Origin of the sequence: Campylobacter sp. US50a, assembly GCF_004379015.1 — a bacterium.
Classification (GTDB): domain Bacteria; phylum Campylobacterota; class Campylobacteria; order Campylobacterales; family Campylobacteraceae; genus Campylobacter_D; species Campylobacter_D jejuni.
In genome coordinates, this window is record NZ_RYYJ01000010.1 from 67,304 (window position 1) to 82,919 (window position 15,616).

The 15,616-nt window shown below is 31.9% G+C and carries 11 protein-coding genes; 7 read left to right on the forward strand and 4 right to left on the reverse strand.

The genetic code is table 11. The annotated features are described in order from the left end of the window. Positions 1 to 20: 20 nt before the first annotated feature. Together ELQ11_RS07575 and ELQ11_RS07580 are read right to left on the reverse strand one after the other, a co-directional pair. Positions 21 to 887, reverse strand: coding sequence for a fumarylacetoacetate hydrolase family protein (locus tag ELQ11_RS07575; RefSeq protein WP_126230590.1), 867 nt, complete (start codon positions 885 to 887; stop codon positions 21 to 23). Positions 888 to 998: 111 nt separating this feature from the next. Beyond that, positions 999 to 1,901, reverse strand: a complete 903-nt coding sequence (locus tag ELQ11_RS07580) for an RluA family pseudouridine synthase (RefSeq protein ID WP_052859117.1) — start codon at positions 1,899 to 1,901, stop codon at positions 999 to 1,001. A 77-nt stretch (positions 1,902 to 1,978) separates the two neighbouring features. Here ELQ11_RS07580 and purB point away from each other — a divergent pair, with 77 nt between their 5' ends. Next, positions 1,979 to 3,307, forward strand: a complete 1,329-nt coding sequence (purB, locus tag ELQ11_RS07585) for an adenylosuccinate lyase (RefSeq protein WP_126264579.1) — start codon at positions 1,979 to 1,981, stop codon at positions 3,305 to 3,307. 15 nt (positions 3,308 to 3,322) lie between these two features. Continuing rightward, positions 3,323 to 5,692 carry a ribonucleoside-diphosphate reductase subunit alpha gene (locus ELQ11_RS07590; protein WP_002860869.1) on the forward strand — a complete coding sequence of 790 codons (2,370 nt, stop codon included), beginning with the start codon at positions 3,323 to 3,325 and terminating at the stop codon, positions 5,690 to 5,692. Between the two features lie 38 nt (positions 5,693 to 5,730). Here ELQ11_RS07590 and ELQ11_RS07595 read toward each other — a convergent pair whose 3' ends face one another. Both ELQ11_RS07595 and thyX read right to left on the reverse strand, forming a co-directional pair. Then, a complete protein-coding gene (locus tag ELQ11_RS07595) occupies positions 5,731 to 7,116 on the reverse strand; it encodes a cation:dicarboxylase symporter family transporter (protein ID WP_002871157.1) in 1,386 nt (461 codons plus the stop codon). Positions 7,117 to 7,235: 119 nt separating this feature from the next. Then, positions 7,236 to 7,859, reverse strand: coding sequence for an FAD-dependent thymidylate synthase (gene thyX / locus ELQ11_RS07600; protein WP_002871158.1), 624 nt, complete (start codon positions 7,857 to 7,859; stop codon positions 7,236 to 7,238). 119 nt (positions 7,860 to 7,978) lie between these two features. Here thyX and ELQ11_RS07605 point away from each other — a divergent pair, with 119 nt between their 5' ends. From ELQ11_RS07605 to ELQ11_RS07625, 5 genes are all read left to right on the forward strand, one after another. Next, entirely contained in the window at positions 7,979 to 9,610 is a 1,632-nt protein-coding gene (locus ELQ11_RS07605) for a CTP synthase (protein WP_002871159.1), read from the forward strand. Beyond that, positions 9,597 to 11,168: a single-stranded-DNA-specific exonuclease RecJ gene (gene recJ, locus ELQ11_RS07610; protein WP_002871160.1), complete on the forward strand. Its 1,572-nt coding sequence runs from the start codon at positions 9,597 to 9,599 to the stop codon at positions 11,166 to 11,168. The genes ELQ11_RS07605 and recJ overlap by 14 nt, the downstream gene beginning before the upstream one ends. Positions 11,169 to 11,270: 102 nt before the next feature. After that, complete coding sequence (locus tag ELQ11_RS07615) at positions 11,271 to 12,299, forward strand: type II asparaginase (protein ID WP_126214499.1); 1,029 nt, start codon at positions 11,271 to 11,273, stop codon at positions 12,297 to 12,299. A 262-nt stretch (positions 12,300 to 12,561) separates the two neighbouring features. Beyond that, entirely contained in the window at positions 12,562 to 14,958 is a 2,397-nt protein-coding gene (locus ELQ11_RS07620; RefSeq protein WP_002871162.1) for a molybdopterin-dependent oxidoreductase, read from the forward strand. Between the two features lie 2 nt (positions 14,959 to 14,960). Further along, the gene (locus ELQ11_RS07625; protein ID WP_002871164.1) at positions 14,961 to 15,494 is read left to right on the forward strand and encodes a hypothetical protein; all 534 of its coding nucleotides are present in this window, start codon (positions 14,961 to 14,963) and stop codon (positions 15,492 to 15,494) included. Positions 15,495 to 15,616 lie beyond the last annotated feature (122 nt).

Below are 15,616 nucleotides of genomic sequence, written 5' to 3' on the forward strand. Positions count from 1 at the left end.
TTATTTAATATTTTTTTATTTTATTTTACTTTATTACAAAGTTCTCCTAAATTTTCTATGACACAACGAACTTGATCTCCTGATTTTAAAAAAGTAGGTGGATTTAACCCCATGCCTACTCCACTAGGAGTTCCCATAGATATAATGCTTCCAGCTTTTAAAAGCATGCCCGCGCTAAGTTCTTCTAAGACATAAGCAATATCAAAAATAAACAATCGGGTGTTAGAGTTTTGGCGTAGTTCATCATTGACATAGCTTTGAAGTTGGAGTTTAGGAGGATAAGAAATTTCATCTACGCTTGTGATATAAGGTCCCATTATAGTGCTACCTTCAAGACTTTTTGCTCGGTAGAATTGTTTGTGGCGTTTTTGAAGTTCGCGAGCTGAAATTTCATTGATAATAGTATAGCCAAAGATATAATCTTTTGCATCTTTAGCTTTGATTTTATAAGCATCTTTACTTAAAATAAATGCAAGCTCACATTCATAATCAAGCTGAGAAGTTACATCTGCATGTAAAGGTATATCACCAAAAGGTGGCGTAGCTTGATTGCAGCGTTTTCCAAAATATACAGGATATTCTCTTTCTTCAAATTTTTCACCCTTAAATTTGGCAGATTCTTTGGCATGATCTAAAAAATTAATCCCAAGACATATAATATCTTGACGAGGTTCTATAATAGGGGCTAGATAATCTTCTTTTGGAATTTCATAGGCTATTTTAGAATCCAAGTCTGTAAGCTTGTGTTTAAATTTATCAAAATAGATAATAAATTCATTCATATCGTTAGTTTCAATGCCAAGATCAGCAAAACTTACAATTTTTCCATTAGAATTTAGTACTCCTAGATTGGGTTTTTGATCCTGTATAAAATTAACAAATTTCATTAGAAAATCTCGCTTTTTTATTTAATTATACTTAAAGTTTTAGCAAGAATTATTTTTTTGTTTTAAAATTTGGTAAAAAAGTGATTGATTGTAGCGTAGCGAAACATCATTTTATTTTATGGAATTGTTGAAAATTTCTTTTATGTTTATTTTTGAGTTGATATCAAAATTTTGATTTTTATATTGAAATTTCAAACGATAAGAATGCAAACACAAACGCAAGGCACCTGTAAGTTTTAAGCGTTCTTTAGGATTTAATTTTTCATCTAAAATGCTTTCGATTTGTTCTTTGCTAAGCCCATAAAGCGGATCTCCTAAAATGGTATGGTTTTTATAGTGCAAATGCACTCTTATTTGGTGTTGCCTGCCTGTTAAGGGTTTGCAAAGTAAAAGAGTAGCGTTGATTTTAGGAAAGTATTCTAAAATTTCAAATTCAGTGATAGCCTGTTTTCCTTCTTTGCAAATTTGCATTCTTGTTTTTACATCATCGTAGTTTTTAGTTAAATTTATAGCTTTATCAACTATAAAATTTTCTTCTATTTTTCCATGAGCTAGAGCAAGGTATTCTTTTTGAACTAGTTTTTTTTCAAATAAGCTTTTAAGATCAATTTGTGCTTTTTTATTTTTGGCTATAAGTATAAGTCCGCTCGTTTCTTTATCGAGCCTGTGTGTTACGCAAGCTTCTTTTCCCCAAAGATGCCAAATTTCATCACTAAGACTGTATTTGCAATGTCTACCATTTGGATGGCTTAAGATCCCACTTTCTTTTTCAAGTATGGCAAAGTCTTCATTTTCAAAGACAATTTCTACTCCTTTGGGGTTGTTTTCATAGACTATAAGCTCTACTAAACCATTTAAAATTTTATTCTTTTCTTCTACTAAAATTCCATCACAAAAAAGTCTTTTTTTGTCTATGAGTTTTTGTGCTTCATTTATGCTAATTTTTAAATTTTCCATAAGGACTTGAAACGCCTTTTTTCCATTATTTGAGAGTTTTATTTTTATGTAGGCCATTTAATAACTTTCTTAGGATAATTTGATATAATTTCCGTTTTTTAAAATATAAAATTATAGCTAAAAAGGTTTCAAAGATGGTTGAAAGATATAGCAGAGAAATCATGGCTAAAAAATGGGACATGCAAGCAAAATATGATGCGTGGTTAAAAGTAGAATTAGCTGCTGTAAAAGCTTGGAATAAACTCGGTCTCATTAATGACACAGACTGCGAAAAAATTCTTAAAAATGCAAAATTTGATATTGCAAGAATAGACGAAATAGAAAAAACCACAAAACACGATGTTATCGCTTTTCTTACAAGTGTAAGTGAAAGTTTGGGAGAAGAGAGTCGTTTTGTGCATTATGCAATGACAAGTTCTGATTGTATAGATACAGCTGTTGCTTTACAGATAAAAGAGAGTTTGGAGCTTATTTTAGAAGATGTTTCTTTGCTTTTAGAAGTGATCAAAAAGCGTGCTTTGGAGCATAAAAACACCTTAATGGTAGGAAGAAGTCATGGAATTCATGGAGAGCCTATCACTTTTGGTTTGGTGTTAGCTATTTGGTATGATGAAATTTTGCATGCAAAAGAGCTTTTAGAACATGCAAAAGAAGTGATAAGCTATGGAAAAATCAGCGGTGCAATGGGAAATTTTGCTCATGCACCTTTGGAATTTGAAGAAGAAGTTTGTAAAAATTTAGGTCTTAAAGCCGCTCCTGTTTCAAATCAGGTGATTCAAAGAGATCGTTACGCTCAAGTTATTTCTGCTATTGCGATTTTAGCTTCAAGTTGTGAGCAAATCGCTGTAGCCATAAGACATTTTCAAAGAACTGAAGTTTATGAGGCTGAAGAGTATTTTAGTGTAGGACAAAAGGGAAGTTCAGCTATGCCACATAAAAGAAATCCCGTTTTAAGTGAAAATATCACAGGGCTTTGTCGTGTGCTTAGATCTTTTGTAGCTCCAGCTTTAGAAAATGTTGCACTTTGGCATGAAAGAGATATATCTCATTCTAGTGTCGAAAGATTTATTTTGCCTGATGCTTTTATCACGGCTGATTTTATGCTTATGCGTCTTACAAATTTGATTGATAAGCTTTTGGTTTATCCTGAAAATATGATGAAAAATTTAAATCTTACAGGCGGGCTTGTATTTTCAGGGAGAGTGCTTTTAGAGCTTCCATTTAAAGGCATTAGTCGCGAAGAAGCTTATAAAATAGTTCAAAGAAATGCTATGAAAGTTTGGGCGGATTTGCAAAATGGCAAGGCTGCTATCAATGAAAAAAATGAAAGTTTGTTTTTGTTGGCGCTTTTAAGCGATGAGGATTTAAGAAAAAGTTTGAGCGAAGAGGATGTAAGAAAATGTTTCGATTATAACTACTATACAAAAAATGTTGATGCAATTTTTAAAAGAACATTTAAATAAAAAGCAAGGAAGGCAATGAAAGTTATTAAAAGAAATGGTCGTACAGAAGAATTGGATATTTCTAAGATCAAAAAATGTACCTCTGATGCTGTAAAAGATTTAGAAGGTGTGAATTTAAGCGAACTTGAACTCGATGCAAAGATTCAATTTCGTGATGGAATTTCAACTGAAGAAATTCAAAAAACTTTAATTAAAACTGCAGTAGATAAAATAGATATTGATTGTCCAAATTGGACCTTTGTTGCAGCTAGACTTTTTTTATTTGATTTATATAAAAAAGTTAATGGTATGAATCGCTATAATCATTTGCGTGAATATTTTGAAAAGGGTGAAAAAGAAGGAAGAATTTTACTTGGTCTTAAAGAAAAATATGATTTAGATGATTTAAATGCTTATATTAAACCTGAACGCGATATGCAATTTACTTATCTTGGTATTAAAACTTTATATGATAGATACTTGATTAAAGATAGCAAAGGTATGCCTATAGAGCTTCCTCAGCAAATGTTTATGGCTATTGCGATGTTTTTAGCGCAGAATGAATTTAATCCCCAAGAATGGGCAAAGAAATTTTATGATTTAATTTCTAAATTTGAACTCATGCTTGCAACTCCGACTTTATCTAATGCAAGAACAACGCGCCATCAGCTTAGTTCTTGTTATATAGGTTCAACTCCTGATAATATTGAAGGTATTTTTGATTCTTACCAAGAAATGGCTTTGCTTTCTAAATTTGGTGGCGGTATAGGTTGGGATTGGTCTAAAGTGCGTGCTATGGGTGGAAGCATAGATGGACATAAAAACGCTGCAGGAGGGATTATACCTTTCTTGAAAATTACTAATGATATTGCCGTGGCAGTAGATCAACTAGGAACCAGAAAAGGAGCTATAGCCGTTTATATAGAACCTTGGCACATGGATATAAGTGATTTTATTGATTTGCGTAAAAATTCAGGTGAAGAAAGACGCCGTGCTCATGAACTTTTCCCTGCTTTATGGATCAATGATCTTTTTATGAAGAGAGTAAGAGCTAATGATAAATGGACTCTTTTTGATCCTGCAGATACAGCGGATTTGTGTGATTTATATGGCGAGGCTTTTGAAAAACGCTATGAAGAATATGAAAAAGATGAAAGCATTACCAAAGAAATCGTAGAAGCTAAAGAGCTTTGGAAGAAAATTTTGCTAAATTATTTTGAAACAGGCTTGCCATTTTTATGTTTTAAAGATAGTGCTAATAGAGCAAATCCAAATGCTCATGTAGGAATTATTAGAAGTTCAAATTTATGTACTGAAATTTTTCAAAATACCGAGCCAAATTATTATCAAATTAAAGTAGTTTTTGAAAATGGAGATGAGCTTCATTTTGATGAAGAACAAAAGGTCGTAATCGATGGGGGATATGAAAAACCAGCCAAAAAAATCTCAACTTTAGATAGTATTGATGGTAATAAAGTTTATATAGTAGAAAAATATAAAAATGATGGAAAAACAGCCGTTTGTAATCTAGCAAGTATAAATCTTAGCAAAGTATATACCAAAGAAGATATAGAGCGTGTTGTGCCAACGGCTATTCGTATGCTTGATAATGTAATTGATTTAAATTTTTATCCTCATAGAAAAGTAAAAGATACAAATTTAAAATCTCGTGCCATAGGTCTTGGAGTCATGGGTGAGGCACAAATGCTTGCTGAGGCTAAGATTCATTGGGGAAGTGATGAGCATTTAAATAAAATCGATGAGATTATGGAGCAAATTAGCTTTGAGGCTATTAATGCGAGTTCAAATTTAGCTCTTGAAAAAGGTTCTTATGAAGATTTTGAAGGATCAAACTGGAGCAAGGGGATTTTTCCTATTGATGTAGCAAGTCCTAAGGCTAAAGCTTTAACTTTAAGAGAAGGTTTATTTGATCAAAGTGAATGCGATTGGGTTAAACTTAGAGAAAAAGTTAAAAAAGATGGTATGAGAAATGGTTATTTGATGGCCATTGCACCTACTTCTTCTATTTCTATCTTGGTGGGTACTACGCAGACTATAGAACCTGTTTATAAAAGAAAGTGGTTTGAACAAAATTTAAGTGGTATGATACCTGTTGTTGTGCCAAATTTAAGCCTTGATACTTGGCAATACTATACTCCAGCCTACGAACTTGATCAAAAAATTCTTGTAAAGGCTGCTGCTGTGCGTGGTAAGTGGATCGATCAAGGGCAGAGTTTAAATATCTTTTTGTCGCTCGATAAAGCAAGTGGGGGATATTTAAATGAAATTTATCAACTCGCTTGGGAGCTTGGAGTAAAATCTACTTATTATTTAAGAAGTGAAAGCCCTGATAGTGAAAAAGTCAATGTTGCAGATCGTAGCATAGAATGTGAAGGTTGCCAATAAATACTAAAACCCAATGAAAAGCATTGGGTTTTAAAAGATTAAGAATTGTAAATTTCTTTATCTAGAGCTTTTAGATTTTTTGCGGTACAAAGTGCCGAAGTCATAGCTCCTGAGACATTGCTTGCTGTTCTTGCCATATCTATAATAGGATCTATGGCTAAAATCAAACTTAGCATGACAAAATTATTACCAAATCCAATCCCTGCTAGCATAATAGAAGCTGCCATAGTTGCGCTTCCAGGTACCCCAGCTATACCCAAGGATCCAATCACAGCTACCAAAACTATCATTAAAGCAAATGTAAAATCAATATGTGTATGTGTAGCAAAAGCTACAAAAACTGCTGCTAAAGCTGGAAAATATCCTGCGCAACCATTAAGTCCTGTTGTTGTACCTATAGATGCTACAAAATTAGCTATAGCTGAATTAACTCCAAATTTATTTTGCAAAGTTGAAGTGGTCATAGGTAAAGTGCCTAAAGAAGATCTTGAGCTAAATGCAAATAACCATACAGGAAAGGCTTTTTTTGCATATTTTATAGGGTTTAACCCTTGTGAAGCAAGAAGTAAAAAATGCACCCCAAACATTATAAACATAGCTATATAAATAAGCATTATAAAAAGTCCAGCTGTTTTGATAGCTTCAAAACCATTGCTTAAAAGCACATTAGCCATCATACAAACTACAGCATAAGGCATAAATCTAATAACTGTAGCAGTCATGTTCATCATAATATTATAAAAGGTTAGGATAAAATTATGAAAACTTTTAAAGGCTTGTTCATACTCTTCTTTTTTAGAAATTTTTTTAGCACTAATTCCTATAAAAAAAGAAAAAATGACAATAGCTATAATATTTTCTTTATTAATAGCTGTAATGATGTTGCTAGGTATTAGTCCTAGTATAATATTTGAAAAAGTTTGAATTTCGCGAATTTGTTTATCTCCTTCATGTATAGCAAAATTACTTCCTAAATCAAAACCATAACCTAAAAATATACCCAAGGTTGCAGCTATGGCTGTGCTAAAGAGTATCCAAAAAAGACTTATTCCAAGCAAGGAGGATATTTTGATATTTTTATCAATTTCTATAATTACTTTTATAATGCAAATGCTTACAAGAGGAACAACTAGCATTTTTATAAAAGCTACAAAAACAGAACTTACAAATGCAAACCAATGTTTTGTTTCACTATACCAAAGAATATTACTTGCTTCTTTAGCATCTGGAAAATTTGCCAAATATTGCAAAGCAAAACCAAACCCCAAACCCATTAAAAGCGCAAATAGCATGCGAAGAGAAAAATTGATTTTTATATCCCGCATTTTTTTTAATGCGTAAAAAACAACACAAAGCATAGCAAGAGTAGTTATAGTATGAGCTTGTGAAATCATTAGAAAATCTTGAAAAAATTGTTTATCCATAAAAAGTCCTTATAAGAAACTATAATCAAGCACAAGGTATATGAAAATATACTTGCATAAAGCTTGATTTTATAAATGGTAGCATAAAAATATTTTAAATAAGATAAAATTAGTATGATTTATTCTATATCTTTATGTAAGCAATGTTCAAATATAAATTTGTGTTCTTGTGGTAAGGCTTCAAATAAAGCATTTGCTAAATTTCTAATCTCCCAAAGAGCTGATTTTGAACTACGCAAAGATATGAAATTTTGTAAACTTCTTGCATTAATCGTTAGTGTAAGTTCGGTTTTATAGCTTTCTGGTAAGCAGTATTTGGCTATATCTAGACTAATGCTTTTTTGTAAAATAGTGCGTAAATTTTCTAAGGCTTTAATGCTTGCGTTATCAACCTCTTCATTACCACAAAGCACAAGATAACGGCTTGCATTTTCAAAATCTCCTATTTTAAATTCAGCTTCATTGCGAAGTTCTTTTAAGGTATAACGCGTGCTTTTTACACTAGGACTAGTGTGACGGTGTCTTGCAACTTCTTGCAAACAAGCTCTTGAAATTCCTTGTATATAAAAAGTATAGTTTAGATGTTCTAAGGTTGAAGCGTGTTTGAATTTATTGCCCACGCGATCGATAAGTTCTTTATCTTTTTCGCCACCGCAATCGCCTTTTTCAAAGCTTTGCCAACAAGTTCTTGTTGCATGAGAACAAATAGATAATGGAGTGTGAAAAAGTAAAGTGATTTGCATGCTTATTCCTTTTTTGATAAAAATATTTTTTGTAATTCTTGCATTTTTTACTTAAAATTCTAATGAAATAAAAAGTTTTATCAAGCTATAATTAGATAAAAAAATAAGGCTTATTATCAATGAAACAAACAAAATATATTTTTGTAACAGGTGGAGTTTTAAGTTCTTTGGGTAAAGGGATAGCTGCTGCTTCTATCGCAACACTTTTAAAAAATTCAGGACTTAAAGTGAGTATTTTAAAAGCTGATCCTTATATCAATGTCGATCCAGGCACCATGAGTCCTTTTGAGCATGGGGAAGTTTTTGTAACTGATGATGGAGCAGAAACAGATCTTGATTTGGGGCATTATGAGCGTTTTTTGGATGAGAGTTTATCTCAAGATAATAACTTTACTACAGGACGCGTTTATCAAAGTGTGATTGAAAAAGAAAGGCGTGGAGAATATCTTGGCAAAACCATTCAAGTTATCCCTCATATAGTAGGAGAAATCAAAGATCGCATTAAAAAAGCAGGAGAAGGCAAAGATATACTCATCGTTGAAATAGGCGGAACTGTTGGGGATATAGAAGGCTTGCCTTTTTTAGAAGCCATTCGTGCTTTGCGTTTGGAAGTGGGTAAAAATAATGCTATGAATATTCATCTTACCCTAGTACCTTTTATCAAGGCTGCAGGAGAATTAAAAACAAAGCCAACTCAACATAGTGTAGGCGAGTTAAGACGCATAGGCATTAGTCCTGATATGATTATTTGTCGTAGTGAAAAAGCTCTTGATAGAGATTTAAAAGATAAAATTGCTATTTCTTGTGGAGTGGAAAAAAATTGCGTGATAGAAAGTGTTGATGCGGCTAGTATTTATCAAATTCCACTTAATTTTTTAAAGCAAGATATTTTAAGCCCTATTGCTGAAATTTTGGATTTGAAAAATTTAAAACCTAATATGGAAAATTGGGACTCTTTGGTAAAAAGAGTTATAGCTCCAAGTAATGAAGTTAAAATCGCTTTTGTAGGCAAATATGTGGATTTAAAAGAAAGCTATAAAAGCCTTACTGAAGCTATTATACACGCAGGCGCAGCTCTAGATACTAAAGTGGAGTTAAAATGGGTAGATAGTGAAAAACTTGAAAATATGGAAAGTGCTGAAGTATTTAAAGATGTGAGTGGAATTTTAGTTGCTGGGGGATTTGGATATCGTGGTGTAGAAGGTAAGATAAAAGCCATTCAATACGCAAGAGAAAATAAAATTCCTTTTTTAGGAATTTGTTTAGGTATGCAGCTTGCTTTGGTGGAAGTTGCTAGAAATGTATTAAAACTTAAAGATGCAAATTCAAGTGAATTTGATGAGAAATGCCAAAATCCTGTGGTTTATTTGATTGATGAATTTATGGATACAAATGGAGAAAAACAAATTCGTACTGCAAAAACTCCTTTAGGCGGAACTATGCGTTTAGGGGCTTATAAATGTGATATCAAGGAAAAATCCCTTTTGGCTAAGGTTTATAATGAAGCAAAAAGTGTAAAAGAACGCCACCGCCACCGTTATGAAGCAAATCCAAAATATAGAGCAGATTTTGAAAAACACGGTTTGATTGTAAGTGGTGAAAGCAAAGGATTGATTGAAGCAGTTGAACTTAACTGTCATCCTTTTTTCTTGGCTGTGCAATTTCATCCAGAATTTACTTCAAGACTTGAGCATGTTAACCCTGTGATTTGCGGTTTTATCAAGGCAGCTATAAACTATGAAGATAATTAATAAAAATGAAATTAAAAAAATTTTGGCTTCACGCTTTGAAAAAGATTTACATACCAAACTTTGTGATCTGCCTTTGCCATGCTGTTTAAAGGATGCATATAAAGCAGCTAATCGAATCAAAGAAGCTGTAGAAAAAAATGAGAAAGTCGCCATAGTAGGGGATTATGATGTTGATGGAATCATTTCTTGTGTTATTATGGCAGAATTTTTCGATGATATAGGTTTTGATTATATAGTAAGAATTCCAAATCGTTTTAAAGATGGATATGGATTAAATGCTGAGATCATCAACGAACTTGATGTAAATTTAATAATAACAGTAGATAATGGAATAGCTGCTCTTGAAGCAGCCAAACTCTGTAAAGAAAAAAATATAGATTTGATTATCACTGATCATCATATGCCTCAAGATGTTTTGCCTGATGCTTTTGCCATTATCAATCCAAAGCAAAAAGATTGTAATTTTCCAGAAATTGAAATTTGTGGAGCTCAAGTGGCATGGTATTTGATAGCGGCTTTAAAAGAAGTTTGCAAGCTTAAATACGATATGAGTAAATTTTTAGAACTTTTGGCGATTGCAATTATTGCAGATATGATGGAGCTTAGAGATTTAAATCGTGCTTTAGTAAGGCGTGGTATAGATCATATTAACAAATCCAAAAGAGCTGCTTTTCGGGCTATTAAGCATTATTATCAAAAGGATAAATTTGCTCTTGATAATATAGGATTTTTAATTGCTCCACTTATAAATAGTGCTGGAAGAATGGATGATGCAAGTATTTCTTATGAATTTTTACACACTAAAGATTTTAATAAAGCTTTAGAATATCTAGAGCAAATTGTTAGTTTTAATGAAAGTCGTAAAGATGAAGAAAAGCAGCTTTTTGAAGATAGTTTAAATCAAATCGATGAAAACGATTCTTGTATTGTGGTATCGGGATTAAATTGGCATGAAGGGGTTTTAGGGATTGTGGCAAGTCGTTTAGCTAAACATTTTAATAAACCTGCTTTTGTATTTTCTCAAAATGAAGAACACTTAAAAGGCAGTGCAAGAAGTGTTGGTAAGATTGATATTTTAGCTTTAATTTCTAAGACAAATTCTATATTAAGCAATTATGGTGGTCATAAAGGTGCTGCTGGAATCAGTTTAAACTCTGAAAATTTTGAACAATTTAAAAATAAAATCAAAAAAGAATGTTCGCAAATTTCTGAAAGTGAATTTTTGGATTCGGATGAAATTTTAGGAATCTTAGAACCTAGCGAAATTGATTTCGAAATGCTTGAAATTTTAGAATCTTTTGAACCTTTTGGACATAAAAATCCACGACCTTTTTTTGTTTTAGAAAATCTTTGTGTAAAAAATAAAAAACTTCTAGGTAAAGATGAAAAACACTTAAAGCTTATTTTAACCAAGGAAAATAAAACCATAGAAGCTTTATTTTTTAATTTTGATAAAGAGCCAGAATTGAATCAAAATATTTCTTTGCTTGGAAGTATTTCTAAGAATGAATTTAGAGGATTGGTAACTCCGCAATTTGTTATTAAAGAAATTTTATAAAATTTATAAAATTTTTATTTATTATTTATTAATATTATATAAGTTTCATTAATGAAACGAATTTTAACAAAATAAGGGGAGAATTGTGAAAAAGTTACTATTATGTGTATTAGTTTTTTATCTATAGGAGCATGTATGGCAGAAGCTAAACCAAAGATTGCCATTTTAGCAACAGGTGGAACGATAGCAGGTTCTATTGATAGTGCTGTTGCCACAACAGGTTATACAGCTGGGGTTGTTGGTGTAGATGTTTTAATCAAAGCGGTTCCACAAATTCAAGATTTAGCTAATATTAGTGGGGAACAAATAGCAAATATCGATAGTTCAAATATGCGTGATGAAATTTGGCTAAAGCTTGCTAAAGAAATCAATAAGCTTTTTGCCGAAGGGGTGGATGGTGTGGTTATAACTCATGGTACTGACACCATGGAAGAAACTGCTTATTTTTTAAATTTAACCATTAAAAGTGATAAGCCTGTAGTTTTAGTTGGCGCTATGCGTCCATCAACTGCTATAAGTGCAGATGGGCCAAAAAATCTTTACAATGCTGTAGCATTAGCTGCTGATAAAGAATCTAAGGGCAAGGGTGTTATGGTAGCTATGAATGATAAAATTTTAAGTGCTAGAGGCGTGGTAAAAACCCATAGTTTAAATGTTGATGCTTTCTCTTCTCCCGATTTTGGGGATTTGGGTTATATAGTAGATGGTAAAGTCTTTTTCTATAATAATGTTACTAAAGCTCACACAAAAAACACTCCTTTTGATGTAAGCAAACTCACAAGTTTACCAAAAGTAGATATTCTTTATAGCTATTCAAATGATGGTAGTGGTGTCGCTGCAAAAGCTTTATTTGAACATGGAACTAAGGGTATAGTTGTTGCAGGAAGTGGTGCAGGAAGTATACATGAAGATCAAAAAAATGTTTTAAAAGAGCTTATAAAAAAAGGACTTAAGGTTATTGTAAGTTCTCGTACCCAATCAGGTAGTGTGATTGTAAGTCAAGAAGACCAAAATTTAGGTTTTATTTGTGCGCATGATTTAAATCCACAAAAAGCTAGGATTCTTTTGTTGCTAGCATTGACTAAAACAAATAATAATAAAAAAATTAAAGAATATTTTCTAAAGTATTAAAGTTTATAAAAATTAATTTCATTGCAATTGAGGAATAAAAATTAAGTTTATAATATTAAAAATTAATGTGAGTACTAGAGATATATTTCGTTAAAAAGTAAATAATCAATTTTTATTTTAAAAAAGTATTCAAATATAATTTGAATGATTTGATAAAATTTAATTTTAATAATACAAATTATTTTATAATTAATTTAGCATATTTTAAAACTATCGTATTATAATTAATTTGAAATTATTTCAAATTTAATAAAGGTATAAAATGGGTATTTCACGAAGAAATTTTCTTAAAACTTTGGCCGCAACTTCTGTAGTTGCTTCTGTAAATCCACTTATGGCAGCTAAAGAAACTAAATTTTATGATATAAAAAAAGTTCCTCATGCGACGCATTTTGGTGCATTTTGGGCTGATGTAAATTCAGAAGGTAAAATAGTAAAAGTTACTCCTCAGCAATCTGATAAACATCCTTCAGTAATTACAGATGCTATTATTGATAGGACTTATTCAGATACAAGAGTGAAGTATCCTTGTGTTAGAAAAAGTTTTTTAGAAGGTAAGAAAAAACCTAGTTTAAGAGGTAAAGAGCCTTTTGTAAGAGTGAGTTGGGAAAAAGCTTATGAGCTTATTTTGCAAAAATTTAAAGAAACTCCTATTGAAAATTTATTTAATGCAAGTTATGGCGGTTGGGGACATGTAGGCTTATTGCATAATTGTAATTCTGTAGCAGGAAGATTTTTTAATACAGCACTTGGTGGACATATAGGTACAGATGGTGAGTACAGTAATGGTGCAGCTGGAAAAGTAAATGCTAGTATTATGGGAGATTTGGAGGTTTATTCTTTGCAAACAACCCATGAACAAATTTTAAAAAATACTCAAGTTTATGTACTTTGGGGTACGGATCTTTATAAATGCAATCAAATCGATTTTAAAGTTGCAAATCGTGGGAATGATGAGTATTATAAAAAATATCGCAAATCGAATATAAAATTTATAAGCATTGATCCTCAATATACTCAAACTGCAGAAATTTTAGATGCGCAGTGGATTAAAATCCGTCCAAATACAGATGTAGCTTTGATGCTTGGTATTATGAATTATCTTTATAAAAGCGGAAAGTATGATAAAAAATTTATAGAAAAATATACCGATGGTTTTGATAAATTTTTACCTTATTTATTGGGTAAAAGCGATGGTATAGAAAAAACTCCTGCATGGGCTTCAAAAATAACAGGTTTGGATGAAAAGGTTATTATTTCTTTGGCAGATACTTTTGTTAAAAATCGCACTTTTTTAGCAGGAAACTGGGCTATGCAAAGAGCACATCATGGCGAGCAAGCTGATTGGACTTTGATGGTTTTAGCAGCTATGATAGGACAGATTGGCCTACCAGGAGGTGGATTCGGATTTTCTATGCATTATTCAGGTGGTGGACAGGCATTTTCAGGTGTAAGACTTCCAGTAGGTTTGCCGCAAGGTAAAAATAATCTTGATTTTAATATTCCAGCAAGTAGGGTTTCAGAAGCTATTTTAAATCCAGGTAAAACTATTAAATTTAAAGGTAAAGAAATTACTTTTCCTAAAATTAAAATGATGTATGTAGTAGGTGCTTCTATTTTAGGACATCATCCAGATACGAATGAGCTTATTCGTGCGATTCGAACTCTAGATACTGTTATTGTGCATGAGCCTTGGTGGACTCCTATGGCAAAAATGGCAGATATTGTTTTACCTTCAACTACAACTTTGGAAAGAGATGATATTAGTTTTGGTGGATCGTATTCTCAAGACTATGTTTATGCGATGAAAAAAGTGATAGAACCAGTTTTTGAAAGTAAGAATGATTATGATATTTTTGAAGAAATGGCAAAAAGAATAGGAGAAAGAGAACATAAAAAATTTACTGGAGGAAAAACAAAAGAACAATGGCTTGAAGGATTTTATGGAAGAAGCGATTGTCCTGATTACTTAAGCTTTAAGGAATTTTGGGATAAAGGTTTTATTCATTTTACGCCACCAAAAGAAGCCTATGATTTTGTAAGACATTCAGAATTTAGAGCCGATCCAGTCGCAAATAAACTTGCAACAGAAAGTGGTAAAATTCAAATCTATTCACCTAAATTTGAAAAATATAATTTAGAAGATTTTAAAGCACATCCAACTTGGTTTGAACCGGCAGAATGGTTGGGGAATGAAAAACTTACAAAGAATTTTCCATTCCATTTATTAAGTCCGCATCCAAGATATAGAGTACATTCTCAACTTGATAATACTTGGGTAAGAGATCTTTACAAGATTCAAGGTCGTGAACCAGTGGTTATAAATAGTGAAGATGCTAAAAAGCTTGGTATTACGCATGGTGAAGTAGTAGAAGTATATAATGATCGTGGAAGTTTATTAGCGGGTGCTTTTGTAACAGATAAAATTATGCCAGGAGTAGTTAGCATACAAGAAGGTGCTTGGTACGATCCTGAAGATGCAAATGATAGAAAACCAAGATGTAATGCTGGACATGTTAATGTTTTAACAAGTTCAAGGCCAACTTCAACCATGGCACAAGCAACAAGTGTAAATACTTGTTTAGTGGCTATTCGCAAGGTTAAAGGAGCTGTAAAACCTTATAAATCAATAACACCACCAGAAATCATAGGAGCTTAATAATGAAAAAGTTTTTAATTTTATTGACTTGTTTATGTGGAATTTCTTTTGCACAAGATGCATATATTTTTAATGAAAAAGTGGAAATTTTAGATCCGAAATCTAAAAAAGCTGTAGGTGAAATTTATGAAGGGGTTAAGGTTGAAGTGCTTAAAAAAGAAGGCGATATGAGTCTAATTAGAGTTGGTGGATTTGCAGTGGAAAATGATCCAAAAACTTTGGCTTTTACTAAAGATGGAATTTATGTACTTTTAAAGCTTAAAAATCAAAATGTTTCTCCTATTATGGAATTTTGGGTAAAAAACAAAGATTTGACTGATAAAGAAATCGATGCTTGGGATGAGGTGGAATTGACTTATTATGATACTTGTACTTCTTGCCATGCAGCTCATAAACCAAAAGAACATCTAATGGAAGAATGGGATGCTTATTTATCGGCCATGCAGGGTTTTGCAAAAATTACTGATGAAGAAAAAGCTAGAATATTGCGTTTTTTACAATCTCATGCTAGTGATGGACCTGTAAATTTAAATTAATTTTATTTTTTAATTTTCCAAAACAAGGCTAAATTCTAAGCCTTGTTTAATCCCTCTTTAAGTTTAATTGGTTATACTTTCATTTCCTTTTTTGAAAAAAGGACTTAAAATCTTTTAAATTA